The sequence below is a fragment of the Sphingobacterium sp. 40-24 genome (assembly GCF_001899705.1).
Classification (GTDB): Bacteria; Bacteroidota; Bacteroidia; order Sphingobacteriales; family Sphingobacteriaceae; genus Sphingobacterium; species Sphingobacterium multivorum.
Map to the genome: position 1 here is coordinate 194,266 of NZ_MKWH01000008.1, position 16,130 is coordinate 210,395.

General features: G+C 37.9%; 18 protein-coding genes. 4 read left to right on the forward strand and 14 right to left on the reverse strand.

Annotated elements, in window-relative coordinates; translation table 11 throughout:
• Nucleotides 1–12 precede the first annotated feature (12 nt).
• From BGP15_RS03210 to BGP15_RS03220, 3 genes are all read right to left on the reverse strand, one after another.
• On the reverse strand, nucleotides 13–927 hold the full coding sequence (locus tag BGP15_RS03210; protein ID WP_286768656.1) for a YARHG domain-containing protein: 915 nt from the start codon (nucleotides 925–927) through the stop codon (nucleotides 13–15).
• Nucleotides 924–1,493 (reverse strand): DUF2306 domain-containing protein, encoded by a 570-nt coding sequence (locus BGP15_RS03215; protein ID WP_286768657.1) that lies wholly within the window; start codon nucleotides 1,491–1,493, stop codon nucleotides 924–926. The genes BGP15_RS03210 and BGP15_RS03215 overlap by 4 nt, the downstream gene beginning before the upstream one ends.
• Before the next feature lie 78 nt (nucleotides 1,494–1,571).
• Nucleotides 1,572–2,816 carry an ABC transporter permease gene (locus BGP15_RS03220; protein WP_175442026.1) on the reverse strand — a complete coding sequence of 415 codons (1,245 nt, stop codon included), beginning with the start codon at nucleotides 2,814–2,816 and terminating at the stop codon, nucleotides 1,572–1,574.
• 185 nt (nucleotides 2,817–3,001) lie between these two features.
• Between BGP15_RS03220 and queA the strand changes: the two genes are divergently transcribed.
• Nucleotides 3,002–4,051 (forward strand): tRNA preQ1(34) S-adenosylmethionine ribosyltransferase-isomerase QueA, encoded by a 1,050-nt coding sequence (gene queA, locus BGP15_RS03225; protein ID WP_070567689.1) that lies wholly within the window; start codon nucleotides 3,002–3,004, stop codon nucleotides 4,049–4,051.
• A gap of 84 nt (nucleotides 4,052–4,135) precedes the next feature.
• Complete coding sequence (locus BGP15_RS03230; protein ID WP_115050707.1) at nucleotides 4,136–4,819, forward strand: 2-C-methyl-D-erythritol 4-phosphate cytidylyltransferase; 684 nt, start codon at nucleotides 4,136–4,138, stop codon at nucleotides 4,817–4,819.
• Between the two features lie 4 nt (nucleotides 4,820–4,823).
• Here BGP15_RS03230 and BGP15_RS03235 read toward each other — a convergent pair whose 3' ends face one another.
• The 9 genes from BGP15_RS03235 to BGP15_RS03275 form a co-directional block, all read right to left on the reverse strand.
• The gene (locus tag BGP15_RS03235) at nucleotides 4,824–4,979 is read right to left on the reverse strand and encodes a lmo0937 family membrane protein (RefSeq protein ID WP_104382583.1); all 156 of its coding nucleotides are present in this window, start codon (nucleotides 4,977–4,979) and stop codon (nucleotides 4,824–4,826) included.
• A gap of 78 nt (nucleotides 4,980–5,057) precedes the next feature.
• Complete coding sequence (locus tag BGP15_RS03240; protein WP_286768658.1) at nucleotides 5,058–5,825, reverse strand: MBL fold metallo-hydrolase; 768 nt, start codon at nucleotides 5,823–5,825, stop codon at nucleotides 5,058–5,060.
• Nucleotides 5,822–6,094, reverse strand: coding sequence for a hypothetical protein (locus BGP15_RS03245; protein WP_070567695.1), 273 nt, complete (start codon nucleotides 6,092–6,094; stop codon nucleotides 5,822–5,824). Before BGP15_RS03245 ends, BGP15_RS03240 begins: the two co-directional genes overlap by 4 nt.
• A gap of 86 nt (nucleotides 6,095–6,180) precedes the next feature.
• The gene (locus BGP15_RS03250) at nucleotides 6,181–7,308 is read right to left on the reverse strand and encodes a glycosyltransferase (RefSeq protein ID WP_286768659.1); all 1,128 of its coding nucleotides are present in this window, start codon (nucleotides 7,306–7,308) and stop codon (nucleotides 6,181–6,183) included.
• A gap of 6 nt (nucleotides 7,309–7,314) precedes the next feature.
• Nucleotides 7,315–8,265, reverse strand: a complete 951-nt coding sequence (locus BGP15_RS03255) for a glycosyltransferase family 2 protein (protein WP_286768664.1) — start codon at nucleotides 8,263–8,265, stop codon at nucleotides 7,315–7,317.
• Between the two features lie 98 nt (nucleotides 8,266–8,363).
• On the reverse strand, nucleotides 8,364–8,966 hold the full coding sequence (locus tag BGP15_RS03260; RefSeq protein WP_112376141.1) for a DUF4199 domain-containing protein: 603 nt from the start codon (nucleotides 8,964–8,966) through the stop codon (nucleotides 8,364–8,366).
• Between the two features lie 5 nt (nucleotides 8,967–8,971).
• Nucleotides 8,972–9,646 (reverse strand): hypothetical protein, encoded by a 675-nt coding sequence (locus BGP15_RS03265; RefSeq protein WP_286768660.1) that lies wholly within the window; start codon nucleotides 9,644–9,646, stop codon nucleotides 8,972–8,974.
• A 4-nt stretch (nucleotides 9,647–9,650) separates the two neighbouring features.
• The gene (locus BGP15_RS03270; protein ID WP_286768661.1) at nucleotides 9,651–10,919 is read right to left on the reverse strand and encodes a dihydroorotase; all 1,269 of its coding nucleotides are present in this window, start codon (nucleotides 10,917–10,919) and stop codon (nucleotides 9,651–9,653) included.
• Nucleotides 10,920–11,134: 215 nt separating this feature from the next.
• On the reverse strand, nucleotides 11,135–11,704 hold the full coding sequence (locus tag BGP15_RS03275) for a UbiX family flavin prenyltransferase (protein ID WP_070567704.1): 570 nt from the start codon (nucleotides 11,702–11,704) through the stop codon (nucleotides 11,135–11,137).
• Between the two features lie 348 nt (nucleotides 11,705–12,052).
• Between BGP15_RS03275 and BGP15_RS03280 the strand changes: the two genes are divergently transcribed.
• Nucleotides 12,053–12,703 carry an ankyrin repeat domain-containing protein gene (locus tag BGP15_RS03280; protein ID WP_286768662.1) on the forward strand — a complete coding sequence of 217 codons (651 nt, stop codon included), beginning with the start codon at nucleotides 12,053–12,055 and terminating at the stop codon, nucleotides 12,701–12,703.
• Here the strand turns inward: BGP15_RS03280 and BGP15_RS03285 are convergent.
• Both BGP15_RS03285 and ribD read right to left on the reverse strand, forming a co-directional pair.
• On the reverse strand, nucleotides 12,700–13,983 hold the full coding sequence (locus BGP15_RS03285) for a DUF2851 family protein (protein WP_201638989.1): 1,284 nt from the start codon (nucleotides 13,981–13,983) through the stop codon (nucleotides 12,700–12,702). The two genes, BGP15_RS03280 and BGP15_RS03285, sit on opposite strands and share 4 nt — an antisense overlap.
• Nucleotides 13,984–14,047: 64 nt before the next feature.
• Nucleotides 14,048–15,094, reverse strand: a complete 1,047-nt coding sequence (gene ribD / locus BGP15_RS03290; RefSeq protein ID WP_115050699.1) for a bifunctional diaminohydroxyphosphoribosylaminopyrimidine deaminase/5-amino-6-(5-phosphoribosylamino)uracil reductase RibD — start codon at nucleotides 15,092–15,094, stop codon at nucleotides 14,048–14,050.
• 34 nt (nucleotides 15,095–15,128) lie between these two features.
• Here ribD and prmC point away from each other — a divergent pair, with 34 nt between their 5' ends.
• The gene (gene prmC, locus BGP15_RS03295) at nucleotides 15,129–15,989 is read left to right on the forward strand and encodes a peptide chain release factor N(5)-glutamine methyltransferase (RefSeq protein ID WP_070567713.1); all 861 of its coding nucleotides are present in this window, start codon (nucleotides 15,129–15,131) and stop codon (nucleotides 15,987–15,989) included.
• The last annotated feature ends 141 nt before the right edge of the window (nucleotides 15,990–16,130 follow it).

Below are 16,130 nucleotides of genomic sequence, written 5' to 3' on the forward strand. Positions count from 1 at the left end.
ATGCCAACTGGATTATCTTCCAAAGGTGTCATAATTATCTGTTGCATATTTTTCAAACCTAGTCAGCAAGGCTATATTATCTTTTTCCAGTTGACTTAAGTCTGCACTCACATCTTTTGAAATAGGTACATACCAATCTACAGGCTCAAAAAATTGGCGAATGCTGGGTTTAGTAAACGCATAGCCATGTCGGGCAAAAATGGTATTCCGAATAATTTCCAAATCTAATTTCTTGAGGTTTTTCAGATCTTTCTCTGTCAACTTTTGCTTAGACGCATTTACAGTAAAGACTGCGGGAGATGCAGATCTATAATATTGTATAATGTATGTATACGTTGAGTCACCATCCACGTCAGTTTCCTCTTTTCTTTTTTCATTAATCCAGTCAACCAACGTCCCCTCCTCTCCATCCTGATTTTTAAGCATCAGATTTGGATTATAGGCAAATTGTTTTTTCAACAATTTAAAGTTTCGCTTTTTGATCTTTACACCCTGGTCATACGCAGACCAGTTACCAATTAGCGTGTCATGATTAAGCTTAATTTCAAAACGCCCGTCGGATTTTCTGTCTCCAGGTTCATCCAATAATAAGCGAATATCAGCACCGTTTTCTTCCAACTTCCCCACAAAAGAGCGCAGATTCCCCTTTACAACATTCTGTCCATAAACACCTCCTTTATCGGTAATTTTCTTTATCGTCAGATTTATCTTGGGAGCGTAATCCGTTGTTGGCAAACCCTCATCTTCTCCAAGTGTACTTTCATCAACAACAAAGTCGCCAACCCAATTACCGTAAAGTTCCTGATGGGCCTCACGCTCGACGGCAACAGTATCTTTTATTTCGGCAGTTTCATTCTTTTTACTTTTCCCATCCTTACAACCAAGGACTGCTCCAAGCAATAACAGTAAACAAAGGTTTTTCTTCATAATTTATGATTTTTTTGATAAATAATAAATTCCGCCAGCAACAAATTAGGTATCCATCCCAGCCATGCAATAATTTGATAAACATCCATGGGATTGGGCTGAAAGAAGTATACTAAAGCAACCTTCCAAAAACGTAGGGTCAATGCCGAGCAGGTTAATGCAAAACTACGGATCATAAAATCACGGTGTTTATCAAATTTTCGCTGACTCGCCAAACGAACTGCCCGCCATGTAAAATAGCACCATCCAAGCCCCAATAATTCAAAGGCAATAATAGCGGTTAACCCGCCATTCGCCACGGATCCAATAAGCAAACCTGAAGGAGCGGCAAAAACCAAAATGGCGAATACATATAAATACCCGATACTTCGATGGACTCGCGGATATTTATTCAATAGATAAGTATTAAACTGCGTAAAGCCGGCAGGCAAGGCAAAGATAGCCGTGCAAACATGGATATAAAACACGTAGCGATACCACCAAAGTGATTCTATTTCGGTCTGCTTAATCATCAAGAAATTAGCATCGAGAGAGAAGCCGCGATAGCGAAAAGTAATTTCAGCCATCAACAGGCAGCTGTAAGCAAAGATTAAAAGCCAAAATCCATGTAATATCGAAAATTGAGCCCTTTTAAACATACCTTTTTATTTACTCCGAATCGCTTCTACCGGATCCAATCGAGAAGCCATTAAAGCTGGAACAATGCCCGATATTAACCCAATAAAAGTAGAAAGTGAAACAGTAAGCATTACCATTTTCAAACTGACCACAATAGCAACGCCAGTCGCAGCTTGTACCACAAAAGCCAAAAAATAGACGACAACGAGACCAATCCCTCCACCCAACAAACAAAGTACAATAGACTCTACTAAAAATTGTGAAAGAATAAAGAAATTTTTAGCTCCTAGCGCTTTCTGAATTCCGATGATATGTGTACGTTCTTTGACACTTACAAACATAATATTGGCAATGCCAAAACCGCCGACTAAAATTGAAAAAATACCAATTGAAAAACCCGCCAGATTAATGATACCAAAAAGCTGATCCAATGCACCTGTGATCATTGTTGTCTGGTTAATAGAAAAATTCTCCTCCCGTTGTGGTGATATACGACGAATCGACCGCATAAGTGTTTTCGCTTCGCTCTCAGCCTCGCCAAGCGTGTAGTTCGATTTAATAACCATCGCTATACTCGGTGAGAAATTATCATAGTTGACCAAATTTCTAGCCAGCTCAAACGGAATAAAGGCTGTATCATCCGGAGAGGTATTAATCAATACACCATTTCCTTCTTTCTTTAATACACCAATAACCTGAATTTTTCGGCCTAACATATTGATATATTTGCCAACTGGTTCCTCATTAGGAAAAAGCCCCTCTGCAATATTTGCGCCCAACACAGTTACAAGAGCTCCACCCCTCGACTCACTTTCAGCAAAGTAACGACCATCTATAATATTCAAATTTTGAATGTAAAGATTTTCGTAAGTCGCAGCATTAACCGATGAGCCTTGGGCCGAATTATTTTTATATTTAATAGTCGTATTGCCGATATTGATCATATACGCCATATACTCAGCTGTCGTCATCCGGCTTTTTAAATCCAGGTAATTATTGTATGTGGGTTCGGGTCTATTCAAGTATTTCCACCAAGGGAAATTTGGGCCGCCATCCCAGGGCCATTTTTCGATATACAGTGTTTTGCTGCCAATCTTCTTGACTGATTCCTCTATATTATTCCGTAGGGTATCTACTGCAGAAAATACACCAATAATCGTAAAAATACCGATGGTCACACCCAGCAGCGAAAGTAAGGTGCGAGTACGATTGTCTTTCAATGCCGAAAAAGCAAACTGACAACTCTCCAATATCAATCTAAAAAATAGCATAATTGTATTCTAAAATACAATATAGTTTTGATTTAATGTCAAAATCCCCAAAAATATATACATTAATTAGAAATATGGCTCTTCCATACCCGAAAAAGTTATAACTTTGTATGCTTTTGGCAGCCTGGTATTTGGTGCACTGTAATGCACTGAAAGGCAGATATTAATATATACTATTATTAAAGATGAAGTTATCTCAATTTAAATTCAACTTACCAGAATCATTACTTGCTTCTGAACCTTCTGAAAATCGTGACGAATCACGCTTGATGGTCCTACATAGAGATACTGGTAAAATTGAACACAAAATTTTCAAAGATGTATTGGATTATTTCGATGACAAGGATGTCATGATCTTAAACAATACTAAAGTTTTTCCAGCGCGCCTTTACGGTAATAAAGAAAAAACTGGAGCGACGATTGAAGTTTTCTTGTTGCGTGAATTGAACAATGAACTTCGTCTTTGGGATGTATTGGTAGACCCTGCGCGTAAAATCCGTGTAGGCAACAAATTATATTTCGGTGATGATGATTTATTGGTTGCCGAAGTGGTTGACAATACAACTTCTCGTGGTCGTACAATTAGATTTTTATTTGACGGTACCGATGAAGAGTTCCGCCGTAATATCGAAATCTTAGGTGAAACTCCGCTTCCTAAATATATCAAGCGTAAAGCTACACCGGAAGATAAATTCCGTTATCAAACAATCTATGCAAAAAACGAAGGGGCTGTCGCTGCACCTACAGCGGGACTTCACTTCTCCAGAGAGTTAATGAAACGCTTGGAACTAAAAGGCGTTGATTTTGCAGAAGTTACTCTTCACGTTGGGCTTGGAACTTTCCGTACCGTTGAAGTCGAAGATTTAACCAAACATAAGATGGATTCCGAACAGTTTATCATCACTGATGAGGCTGCGCGCGTTGTTAATAAAGCTATCGATAACAAACGTCGTGTGTGTGCTGTAGGAACGACTTCTATGCGTGCAATAGAATCTTCTGTTTCTGCAGACCATCACTTAAAAGCGGCTTCTGACTGGACCAGTAAGTTCATCTACCCTCCTTACGATTTCAGTATTGCAAACTCGATGATTACAAACTTCCACACGCCAGAATCTACACTTTTGGTGATGATTGCTGCTTTCGCTGGTTACGAAAACGTCATGAATGCATACGAAGTTGCAGTAAAAGAAAAATACAGATTCTATAGCTATGGTGATGCCATGTTAATTATCTAATGATTTGATATAACAAAAACAGAAAACGTGGATGGCTTCATAACTATCCACGTTTTTTTTAAATAAAAACCCTTCAATAATACCATGAATTTTGCCATAATCGTTGCTGCAGGAATCGGAAACAGGATGAAAAGCGATCTTCCAAAGCAGTTTCTTAACTTGGATGGGCTGCCGATCGTGATGCATACTATTGATCGCTTCTATCAATCCAACACCATTTCAGAAGTTATCTTGGTAATCAGTGAAGCAATGGAAAGCTATTGGAACCAGTTATGTGTAAAGTATCAGTTTGACAGACCAATACATATTGCATTTGGCGGAAAAACTCGTTTCGAAAGCGTAAAGAACGGTATAGACTACATTAAACAAAACTTCGACATTGGTCCTAAAGATTACATCGCCGTACACGATGGAGCTCGTCCGATTATTTCGGACGATTTAATTAGAAAGGCTTTTCAGGGAGCTTACGAACACCAAGCAATTGTATTGGCACAAAAGAGTGTTGAATCGGTGCGTTTAGGAAATATATCCACAAATACCGCCACAGATAGAAATCAGATTTGGCTGATACAAACTCCACAAGTCTTCCTCGGAGCATTGTTGTTAAAATCCTACCAACAAGATGAAGATCCACTTTTTACAGATGATGCTTCAGTGGTCGAAAAAACGGGCAAAAGTATTTATATTGTTGAAGGTGATTCTAAGAATATAAAAATCACCTATCCCCAAGACTTACAAATTGCCCAACTTTATTTAAAACTAATTTAAATGGTTAAGCATTGCCACGAATAACACGTAGTAATACAACGATAATTGCAATCACCAAAAGAATGTGGATGATATTATTTCCAGCCGCATAACCTCCAAAAAAGCTTATCGCCCAAATGATAACTAAAATAACGGCGATGATGTACAGTAAATTTCCCATTTCCTTATAATTTAATACCTAATTTATTTTTTATAGGTATAACAACGAAAAAAGGACTATAGTTTTATATTAAATAGATTAGGTTATATCCAACTGTAATCTGTCATAGGCTAGAAACATATTTTCGGGCAATTCTCCTGAAACAACTTCATGCAATCCCATTCGATGCCCAATATGTGTAAAATAGGTTTTGTCGGCATGAATATCATCGGCAAATTCAATCGCCTCTTCCAAAGTTAAATGTGAAATATGAGATTCCTTCTGTAAAGCATTTACGACAAGAATCTTTACTCCTTCCAATAATTTTCTTGATTCGTGAGAAATGAACTTCGCATCAGTAATATAGGCGAAATCTCCAATTCTAAAGCCCAACACAGGCATTTTATAATGCAGGACCTCGATAGGCATAATTTCCTTTCCGAATAAAGACAATGGCACACCAGCCTTTATCTCTTCCAAATCCAGTCTAGGCGCTCCTGGGTATTTAATTTCCGTAAATGCATAATAAAATTCACGCTTTAGTGCTTCATGAAGTGCTTCGGTGGCATAAATTGAAATAGAACTATGCTGCTGATAATTAAACGCTCTAACATCGTCCAGTCCCGCAATATGATCTTTATGTGAGTGCGTCATTAATACGGCGTCCAAATGCATAACTTTCTCGCGCAGCATCTGGTATCTAAAATCAGGACCGGTATCGACAACCAATGTATGCTGATTGTATTCAATAAGAATAGAAGAACGTAATCTCTTATCACGTTTGTCTTCAGATTGACAGACCTGACATTGGCATGCTATTACTGGCACCCCTTGTGATGTTCCGGTTCCTAAAAATGTTATTCTCAAGCTACAATTTTTGATTTCAACACATCTTCATATAGTGGAAGAAATTTTTCAGAAATAACCTCCGAATCAATATCAATATCCAGTAATATATTCCACAGTGACTGGATTTTTATTTCAAGATTCGAAAACTTATTGACTACGACCACTTTTGTCGTCTGCAACATACAGGCACCGGTACGAAAGGAACCTTTCTCGTACCTCACTTTATACCCCTGCTCTTTGAAAAACTCCTCTATTTTCGTTAAACTGCTTTGTGTAAACGGTAACAAAATCTCTCCTCCTTTTAAATTTCTACCTCAGTCTCCCAAACTTAGATAAATTTGATTTTATATACAAATAAAATCACGAATGTCAATCAATCGACCAACTTAAGGAGTTCATTGCCAAAAGTATCCCAGCTATATTTCTTTTTCTCGTCAATAATATTTGTTCTAAATTGCTCTTCTTTATTGTAGTGGTAAAATGAAAAAATACCGTCGGCGATTTGACGGGCATCAGGTTCCACGACATAACCAACATACTCATGCTGAACTAATTCAGGCAATCCCCCAACGTTACTGACAATCATCGGTAAATCAAAATGATAAGCAACCTGCGTAATTCCACTCTGTGTAGCACTCCGATAGGGCAAGACCACACAATCTGCCGCTGAAAAATACCTTCCGACCTCCTGATTAGAAATAAAATCAGTATGCATAAAAATAAACTCTTCCAGTTTATACTTTTTTATAAGGTTCAAATAAGGAGCAGGGTCACCATAAAATTCGCCTGCGAGCAGCAATTTCACCCCAAGGGTACGTATTCTGGGATCAGCCAATGCCTCCAGGAGGATATCCAGACCCTTGTATTGACGAATAAAACCAAAAAACAATACGACTTTATCCCCCTCGGCAATCTTAAGTAATCGACGTGCTTCCTTTTTACTCTGATGTACACCATAGTTATCATAGAGTGGATGCGGCGTATATACCGCTGGCATTTTCGGGCTTAACATTTTCAGATCTGCCAGCACACTTTTACTCATGGTGAGACAAGCATCAACAGACTTTAAAAAATAACGAATCAATAAGCTATCCCCTATCCGTTGTTCATGAGGAATGATATTATCAGCGATGCATACAATCTTAGTATGTTTATTTTTTCGAACTTGTCGTTGAATTGTTCCCAAACAAGGTCCAAAAAACGGCATCCAAAATCGTACAATAAGCAAATCATAATTTGCCTTTTTTAGTTCTTTACCTACCTTAATCCAATTAAATGGATTAATAGAATTGACCGTGGTCTTAATATGAAGGCCAGTTGGTGCTGGCTCATCCGAATATTGAGACTTTCCGGGAAAAAGGAAATTAGGATACTGTAAGCTGAAAGAATAGATGTCCACTTCATGCCCTGCTTCCTGAAAGTGAAATGCCAATCGTTCATTAAAAGATGCTATCCCACCGCCCCTTAACGGATAAGCGGACCCTAAAATCACAATTCGCATAATTGATTAAATGACTTTCTCAATTTGATAATCATTCCGATCGGAGCTGCTTCTAGACACTAACTCAGCCAAAAAACCAGTCAGAAATAATTGAGTTCCCAAAATAATCGCTGTCAGCGCAAAGAAAAATAAAGGTTGATCTGTTATATCTCTAAATGGTGTGCCGCTGGCGATACTCATCAATTTGTGGCAAATTAAATAAATGGAGATAAATAGGCCTGCAAGAAAACTAATCACGCCCATAACACCAAAAAAGTGCATCGGTCTTTTCGAAAATTTCCCGACAAAAAATATGGATAATAAATCCAAGAAACCTTTCACAAAACGACCCGGGCCAAATTTGGTGGTACCATATTTACGTGGGTAATGCTGTACTACCTGTTCCTGTATATTGGTAAATCCTGCCCATTTCGCAATAACAGGGATATAACGATGCATCTCGCCATAAACTTCGATGTTTTTGACAACATCTTTTTTATAAGCTTTAAGACCACAATTAAAATCATGCAGGTTATAAATTCCAGACATCGATCTTGTCACCCCATTGAATAATTTGGTTGGGATTGTTTTGGTCAATGGGTCATAGCGTTTTTCCTTCCAACCCGATACTAAATCCGCTCCCTTATTCACGATCCGATCATACAGTTCAGGAATCTCATCTGGACTATCCTGTAGATCTGCATCCATTGTAATAACCACATCGCCCTGTGCAGCAGCAAAGCCTACATTTAAAGCCGCAGATTTTCCGTAATTGCGTCGGAACTTTATCGCAGAAATATTCGTGTTCTTTAACTTCAACTCTTCGATAACTTTCCAAGAATTATCTTTACTCCCATCATCAACTAAAATAATTTCATAGGAAAAATGATTGGCCGCCATAACGCGGTCGATCCAAGCTGTCAATTCGGGTAAGGATTCTTCTTCATTAAATAAAGGAACAACAACAGAAATATCCATGTGAATGTTAATCATGCTAAAAATGTAGTATTATAATACCAACAAAGGTATTACTTTTTCAGTAATACCTTATAGGGTCAATTTTATTTTATTAAACACTAATTGGTCTCTTGTTTGATCACCAATTTTTCTCGTTTTGTCAAGGCTGATAATAGTAATGCAAAAACAAATTGAAACATCAGCGTGATAGCCAACCCTTTGAGCACCTGCCCTAGCGTTATCTTTCCAATAGCATCAACTTGCTTTTCAAGTTCCGCGATTTTTGAATCGATAACCTCATCCGGCACATTGTTCTTTTCCATATACTCAATTGTAACATTAATTGTATGTGTCACCACCTTTTCTTGTAAAGTTGGATTAATGAAATTAACATACGCCTGTGTCCCAATTGTTGAAATAATAGTGGAAATAGCAAGCATCATAAATATGGATTTTAATGCTATAGAAAAATTCCAGTATCCGCCATTTGCTTTCCTAAGAGAGAAAGCGAAAAGCGCAGAAATAATAACAAAAAGACCAGTATTAACAATAAATGACATCGACATTACCCCCCAAAAGGAATTTAAGTCTTTGACAACAAACAAGACGACTAATCCGAGAATGAAAGAAATTATTCCCAGGATAACACCGTAAATAATACTTTTCTTTTTGTCAATTACCGCATCAAATCCTACATTACTTTGGTTGATTGAATCTGCCATAAAAATTATTTGTTATAGTAAGTACTAATTATTTGGTAAAGTGCAATATCAAATGCCTTATTGGAAGACGCTTCTGCATACTCTTCAAATTGTTTTTCAGATGGTTTCAACTCACTAAAGAAGCTCATGATAGGATAAAAAAGTTCGTAGACTTCACTTCTCGAATTTAATCCTTTTCCTACTTTTGCAATTTCAGCATACGGGCTATCTACTACAATTTGATTGGCAATGATATCTTCATAAATTTCATGCTCATCCTGAAATTCATCTTCATCAACTAATAAAAATTCCTTTAAGAAATCATCCAATTCAGGTTCAATCTCATCGTCCTTGCATTCTCCTAAATAAAGAAAAATATTCAACAATTCTGTTCCCCTATCTATAGTTTCATCTTCTATAGCCTCCCATTCCTCGGAATCCAAATAGTCATCTTCAAGCTTTAAAACATCATTGGAGAAAAAGTTCATGAGTAAAAGGTCTACATAAACCTCACGCAACTCATCAAAAAGTGGATAATCATTAAAAGATTGATCCAACAGTTCTAATTTCTCTAAATAACTTGCTTCCGTATTGAATACGGCAATAATCTTTTCAAGAAATTCCGGGGCAGTCGAGATCCCATCAACCTTGCCATAATTTAATATACCTGCCTCAACGGCTGCTTTAATATTTGCTTCCATGGTTTTAATCGTTTTTTATGATTTGATTATTATTGATGATCAATTCGACAGCACCCTTTAAAGTCTGTCCAAATAATGGAGAATTTTTAGATTTAGATCTATTTGTTGTTTCATCGAAGTTCCAAGTCTTCACAGGGTCAAATACGACAAGATTGGCTATTGCTCCCTCCTCAATAAGAGGAACTTTAAGTCCTAGAATCTGCCGGGGTCTAACTGAAAGACTATTGACAATTTGTTCTTCATTTAATCCAGCACGAACCAAGAGTGGTAATACGGTCTGCAGTCCAATAATTCCATTTTTTGCAATATGGAATTCAACATTCTTAAATTCTATTTCATGCGGTGTGTGTTGCGAAACGACAGCATCGATAGTACCGTCCTTAACGCCTTTAAGTAATACCTTCAGATCTGCCTTTGTGCGTAATGGGGGGCTTACCTTATAATTACTATCAAAACCGACAATATCATCGTCAGTAAGCACCAATTGATGTGCAGCAACATCACATGTTACTGGAAGACCTTTTGCTTTCGCTTTTTTTATCAGATCGACAGCTTCTGGAGTGCTGATGGATGCAAAATGAATTGGAGCTCCAGTATATTCCGCTAAATACAGATCACGAGAAACCATTAACGATTCGGCCAGGTTAGGAATACCTTTCATTCCCAAATAAGTACTCATCGCACCTTCATTCATTTTGTTTCCACCTGCCATAGACTCATCTTCAGCATGTGAAAAAATCAATCCATCGAATCCCTTAGCGTATAACAACGCTCTGCTCATTAATCCCGCCTGCTGTACACTCCTGTTTCCATCACTAAAAGCGACAGCACCCGTTTGCTTCATATCAAATAGCTCGGCCAGTTCTTTCCCTTCTCTCTTTTTACTGATCGCTCCAATTGGATGTACATCAACAATATTTCCTTTCGCTGTATTGACAATAAGTGCAACCTCGGAACGGCTTTGAATCGCCGGTTCGGTATTAGGCATTACGGCTACTCCAGTAAATCCACCAGCAGCTGCTGCTGCGCTTCCACTAACGATGTCTTCTTTGGTTTCTAATCCAGGTTCTCCAAAATTGGCATGTAGGTCAAAAAAACCTGGCGCTAAAACTTTTCCGGCACCATCTAAGGTTTCTATGTTTTTATCAGCTACTTTGACAGATTTTCCAATCTGTGCAATCTTTCCCTTTTCGATAAATACATCAACTTGCTGCTGATGAAATTCGTTACCAGGTAAAATTACTTTAACAGAAGTAATCAATAAGCTTTTCATATATGAATGTGATTGAAATTAAAAGGATACAACTTATTTATCGAAGCGGGTAGCGTGCGCAGTAAGAATGGACAGACAGTGGCTTTATCACTATAAATCATATAGCTATAAATAACTTTTTCGCGTGATGCTCGTGATTGCTTCATTTCGAGAAACAAAGTTACAAAATACAAATTTATTATAGAACATTAAAAATAGATTTCAACGAGGAATAACTAGGCATTTTCTCCCCACTGATAATGTTTAAATTCAAACCCAGCAAGACTCAAAATCCGATCAACCACGGTTTCTGCGACTTCGTCCAAAGTCTTTGGTAAGCTATAGAATGAAGGTGATGCCGGACAAATGATACCTCCGGCCTCTGTCACCAATTTCATGTTCTGGATATGTATAATACTTAGTGGTGTCTCACGGGTAACCAAAATCAATCTTCGTCGCTCTTTTAACACGACATCGGCCGCTCGGGTTGTCAAATCAGAAGACACACCGTGGGCTATCCTTGATAATGTCCCCATTGAACACGGACAGACAATCATCGTATCATAGCGAGCCGATCCTGATGCAAAAGGAGCAAAGAAATCACCCTTGTCATAAAACTTGAACGGCACATCCTGATAACTCTCATCGCCCAACTCCGCACGCCATACATCCTTCGCATTATTCGACATCACAATCCCAACCTCTGCGATCTGTGTTTTTAATACCAATAGTTTTTTAAGTAAAACTTTAGCATAGATTGAGCCGCTAGCTCCAGTAATGGCAACAACAATTTTTCTCTTAGACATCTCTTTTAAAATAATAAAAACAAAGCTATAAAAAAAGGGTCGTAGTGAGAAACACCCGACCCTACATCTACCTATGAAAAACATGCCCTTGGGAGGGGCTTAACAAAAGTACATCTACTTTTTAATTTACAAAAACATTATGCGCATTACTACACATTTGTGTATATAAAATACCCTAAAAATTCCTTTTTTCCAGATTTTAAGATCCAATTCACCCCGCAAAAAAAACTTCTTCCAAATTTCAGTTCAATCCAAAGGAAAATTAAATACAAATATTTTCGCAAATCAAACGCTTATTCTCATCAATAAAGTCTATTTTAGTAACAACGTTAGACAATTTGTTAAGACATGAACCTTTCCGTTTTAGAACAATATATTGAAGAAGGCAAAAGCCATGATATCGACTTATTATTGATTGGGAATCCCGAACTTTTACAAGAAACAACGAATCATGGAATTTCTCCCCTACTATTGGCTTGCTATTACAACAAACCCCAGATCATACGGATACTTTTACAACACACCAAATCCATGACTATCCATGAGGCTTGCGCGGCTGGGTTAACTTCATACTTGGAGGCCATTATTTCGCAAGCACCATCTGTTGTCAATGAATGGTCGTCACAGGGCTTTACGCCATTAACTTTAGCAACATATTTCAACAAAACAGATATTGTACGTCTTTTACTGTCCAAAAAAGTCAATCCGAATGTCGTAACCAAAAATGAACAACTCACCACTGCGCTACATATTGCCGCTGCAAACAACAATGAAGAGATCGGTAAGTTGCTAATCGAGGCCAATGCTAATGTCAATGCCATTCAAGCGACTGGCGAAACCCCACTTCATTTCGCTGCCCAATATGGTAATATCGATTTTATTGTTGCCTTACTCGAAAATGGAGCCGACACCAGAATCATCAATATTTCAGGATTAGCTCCAATGGACCTGGCCTTTGAAAAAGGCCATAAAGAGATCGCAGAGATCTTAAAAAATTAATTTCTTTTTAAAATTTCGCATCCGATTCTGCAATGAAGGCAGCGTTTCCGATCACAGTAAAATCTCTTTAATTGTAAAATCCCCTGACTTTGCAATGCGCTTTGAACTTGCCAATCATATTGGGCAAACTGTCTCACAACCATATTTTTTTCTGAGGGAAGCTGCTCCAAAAGAGTTAGGGCCCTATCAATATAGGTCTGAATACTGAAATATTTACCGTATGAAAAAAGAAAAACAATAATCACATTAATAACAAGCGTGTCAATAGTTTCATTACTCAACCGAAGTGTTTCTTTTATCTTCGTTTTTGTACCAAAGGAAAAATGTCCGTCAAAATAATCACTTAGAGACGCTATCTTAAATAATTTTCGAGCTCTTTCCAAATCATCGACAGCCAAAATCTTGGCAACGCCCAACTCGTTCTTGCTAAACAAGACAGCTAATTGAGCAATTCGCCGTTCGGGAAAATTATATGGTCTCATTCTCATCCTCTTCCAAACCCCATAAACAACCTCTATACCGTGTATATGCTTTTGATACTCAAATTCACCGGCTAACTGCTTCATATACTCGCTTCCTGACTCCTGAATTAACAACCCACTAACCCCAAAGAAAAGAGCTTCTATTTTAAATAGGTTTGAACGATATTTTTGTAAAATGTTCCAAGGTAATTTCTCCCCAAGCTCCTGAAATGTATCGGCATTAACTTTTAATCCTATACATCTGCAAATCCATACCCATAACGTTTTTTCCCAATCCGTATTAAATTGATCTAAAATCAACAAAACTTGTTGAACCTTCATTTCTAGGCGTTCAACAGCTAAAGTACTCAGCCACATGGATTTTTTAAAAAGATCAATTGAACCAAGCTGAAACTCACAAGGTATCGAACTTTTTGCGTTCATCATCGTTGAATACCGTTCCAACAGATGCTGTTCGACATATTCCGAAAGCACCAATGTCGGTATTGATGTACCGTCATTTCGGTAAATAACTTTATCGTTTCTCCAAACCACATGTAAGATAACGTTATTATAAACGGTATCTTCTTGATGACAATGTCGATCCCAATCCGAAGATTGGATATGCATCTCGACATGACCAAACCAATCATTATCTTTACACCTAATATGTGACATGAGGAAATCGGGGCCTGAATCTGTATTGTATTGCCCCACATGAACAACGGCCAAGGGTTCACCATCCGTAGAATGCAACCCATTTGCACGGAATAGCCGAAGTTTCCAGATAAACTGCATTAAGTTTTCTGTAACTAACATAATTGTAATTTAAGAATTAAATTAACCGGCTATGGCTTAATTCCCTAAATATACAATTTAATAATCACTGTTTCTTATAGATCTTTAAAAGATCATTGGAAACCAATTTACTTTCAAGCAATTGTCCACTAAATTGTGGAGCCGTAATTCCATTAAATAGCTTTGTTTCGGTTTCAAACACCCTCGCCTCATCCCAGAGATCCGCATCGATAAACATGTGCAGCGTAGCACGCCCTCCTTCAATGATGATTGACTGAACATCCATTAAATATAGTTGATAAAGAATATTCTGCGGCAGATACAACCCGTAATTTTCAAGCTCAATATACTTAACATTTGCTGTCCAATCTGTCTTTTTAGCATTGAAGACGATTGTATCAGCTTGATCATCTAGAATATTGGCATCTAGTGGAATGGCAAGATCTCTATCTAAAAGAATACGCAATGGGTTGTTACCCTGCCATTCTCTTACGGTCAGACTGGGATTATCTACAACTGCGGTATTTGTACCGACCAAAATAGCATCTTCCTCTGATCTCCAGCGGTGAACCAACTGTCGGCTAGCAGCATTGCTTAACCAAATTTGTTTATTTTGCATCCCCATAAAACCGTCCTTCGACTGCGCCCATTTTAGAATAACATAGGGGCGGAATTGACCAATACGTGTAAAAAACCGACGGTTGAGCCATACAGCCTCTTTTTCCAGTAAACCAATTTCAACTTCAATACCTGCTTCGCGCAGTATCTCAACTCCCTTGCCATTCACCTTGGCGAAAGGGTCCAAACAAGCGATATAGACTTTTAAGGGTTTTAGCTCTGCAATCATATTGGCACATGGCGGTGTCTTTCCATAATGCGCGCAAGGTTCAAGGCTAACATAAAAAATACTTCCCTCGATAAGCCGTTTTGCTTCTTCCCCATACTTTTGTACAACCTGCTGTACCGCATTGACCTCAGCGTGTGGTCCACCATATGGAGAAGTATATCCTTCACCGATAATTTTACCGTCCAAAACAATGACAGCCCCAACCATTGGATTGGGACTCACTGAACCCGCGCCCATTTGGGCCAGTTCCAAACAACGATGCATATATTGCTTGTGCATATCCATGGATACAAATCTATGAAAATCGTACCTTTGACACATGAAAATACTTCAAGATTTCGAATTATTATTTCAACATGAGCTTCAGGGGTTATATGATGAGGATGAAATAAAAGCAATATTCTTAGTGGTTGTTGCCGAAAAGTTTGGGTTAAATAGAACCAATTATCAATTGAGAAAAACAGATATCGTCAAGGAGGCGGATAAGGCTGAAGTACTTAGCATCCTTCAGAATCTAAAAAAGCACAGACCTATACAGTACATACTCAATAAAGCAGATTTTTATGGTGAAGTTTTCCAGGTCAATGAATCGGTCCTCATTCCACGCCAGGAAACTGAAGAACTTGTCGATCTGATCATCAAAAACCACAAATCTTCTCAAAACCTAAAAATTATAGATATCGGAACTGGCTCTGGCTGCATCCCGATCACCTTATCAAAGCATCTCAATAATGCCCTAGTAACAACGATAGACATCTCAAAAGAGGCGATAAAAACAGCACAAGAAAATGCTAAGAATTTAAAAACTCAGGTTCAATTTATCAATGCGGATATATTTGAATGGGAATACATTTTCTCCGACCAACATTATAATATCATTGTATCCAATCCGCCCTATATAACCCCGGGAGAAAAGCAGCACATGAATCAAAACGTATTGGCTTATGAACCTGAGCTCGCATTATTCATTGAAGAAAGCGCTCCATTGATTTTTTATGATGTTATTTCATCCTTTGCTTTGAAACATTTAACCCCAGATGGAGATCTATATTTTGAAATCAATCAATATCTCGGTCCAGAAATGAAGGAACTTATGGTCAAAAAAGGATTTGAACAGGTCAAACTCATAAAAGATATCAATGGAGCAGACCGAATAATCCATGCAAAAAAAGCGCGATAAAAAAAATAATCCGTTTATTTATTAAGCAGTTAAGGCCTTTTCGTCAAAATTTGCATGCTATAATTTGGCATATATCAAAAGAAATTCTACCTTTGCATCACTTTCAAAAACAGAAAGGATTCCGTAGCTCAGCTGGTAGAG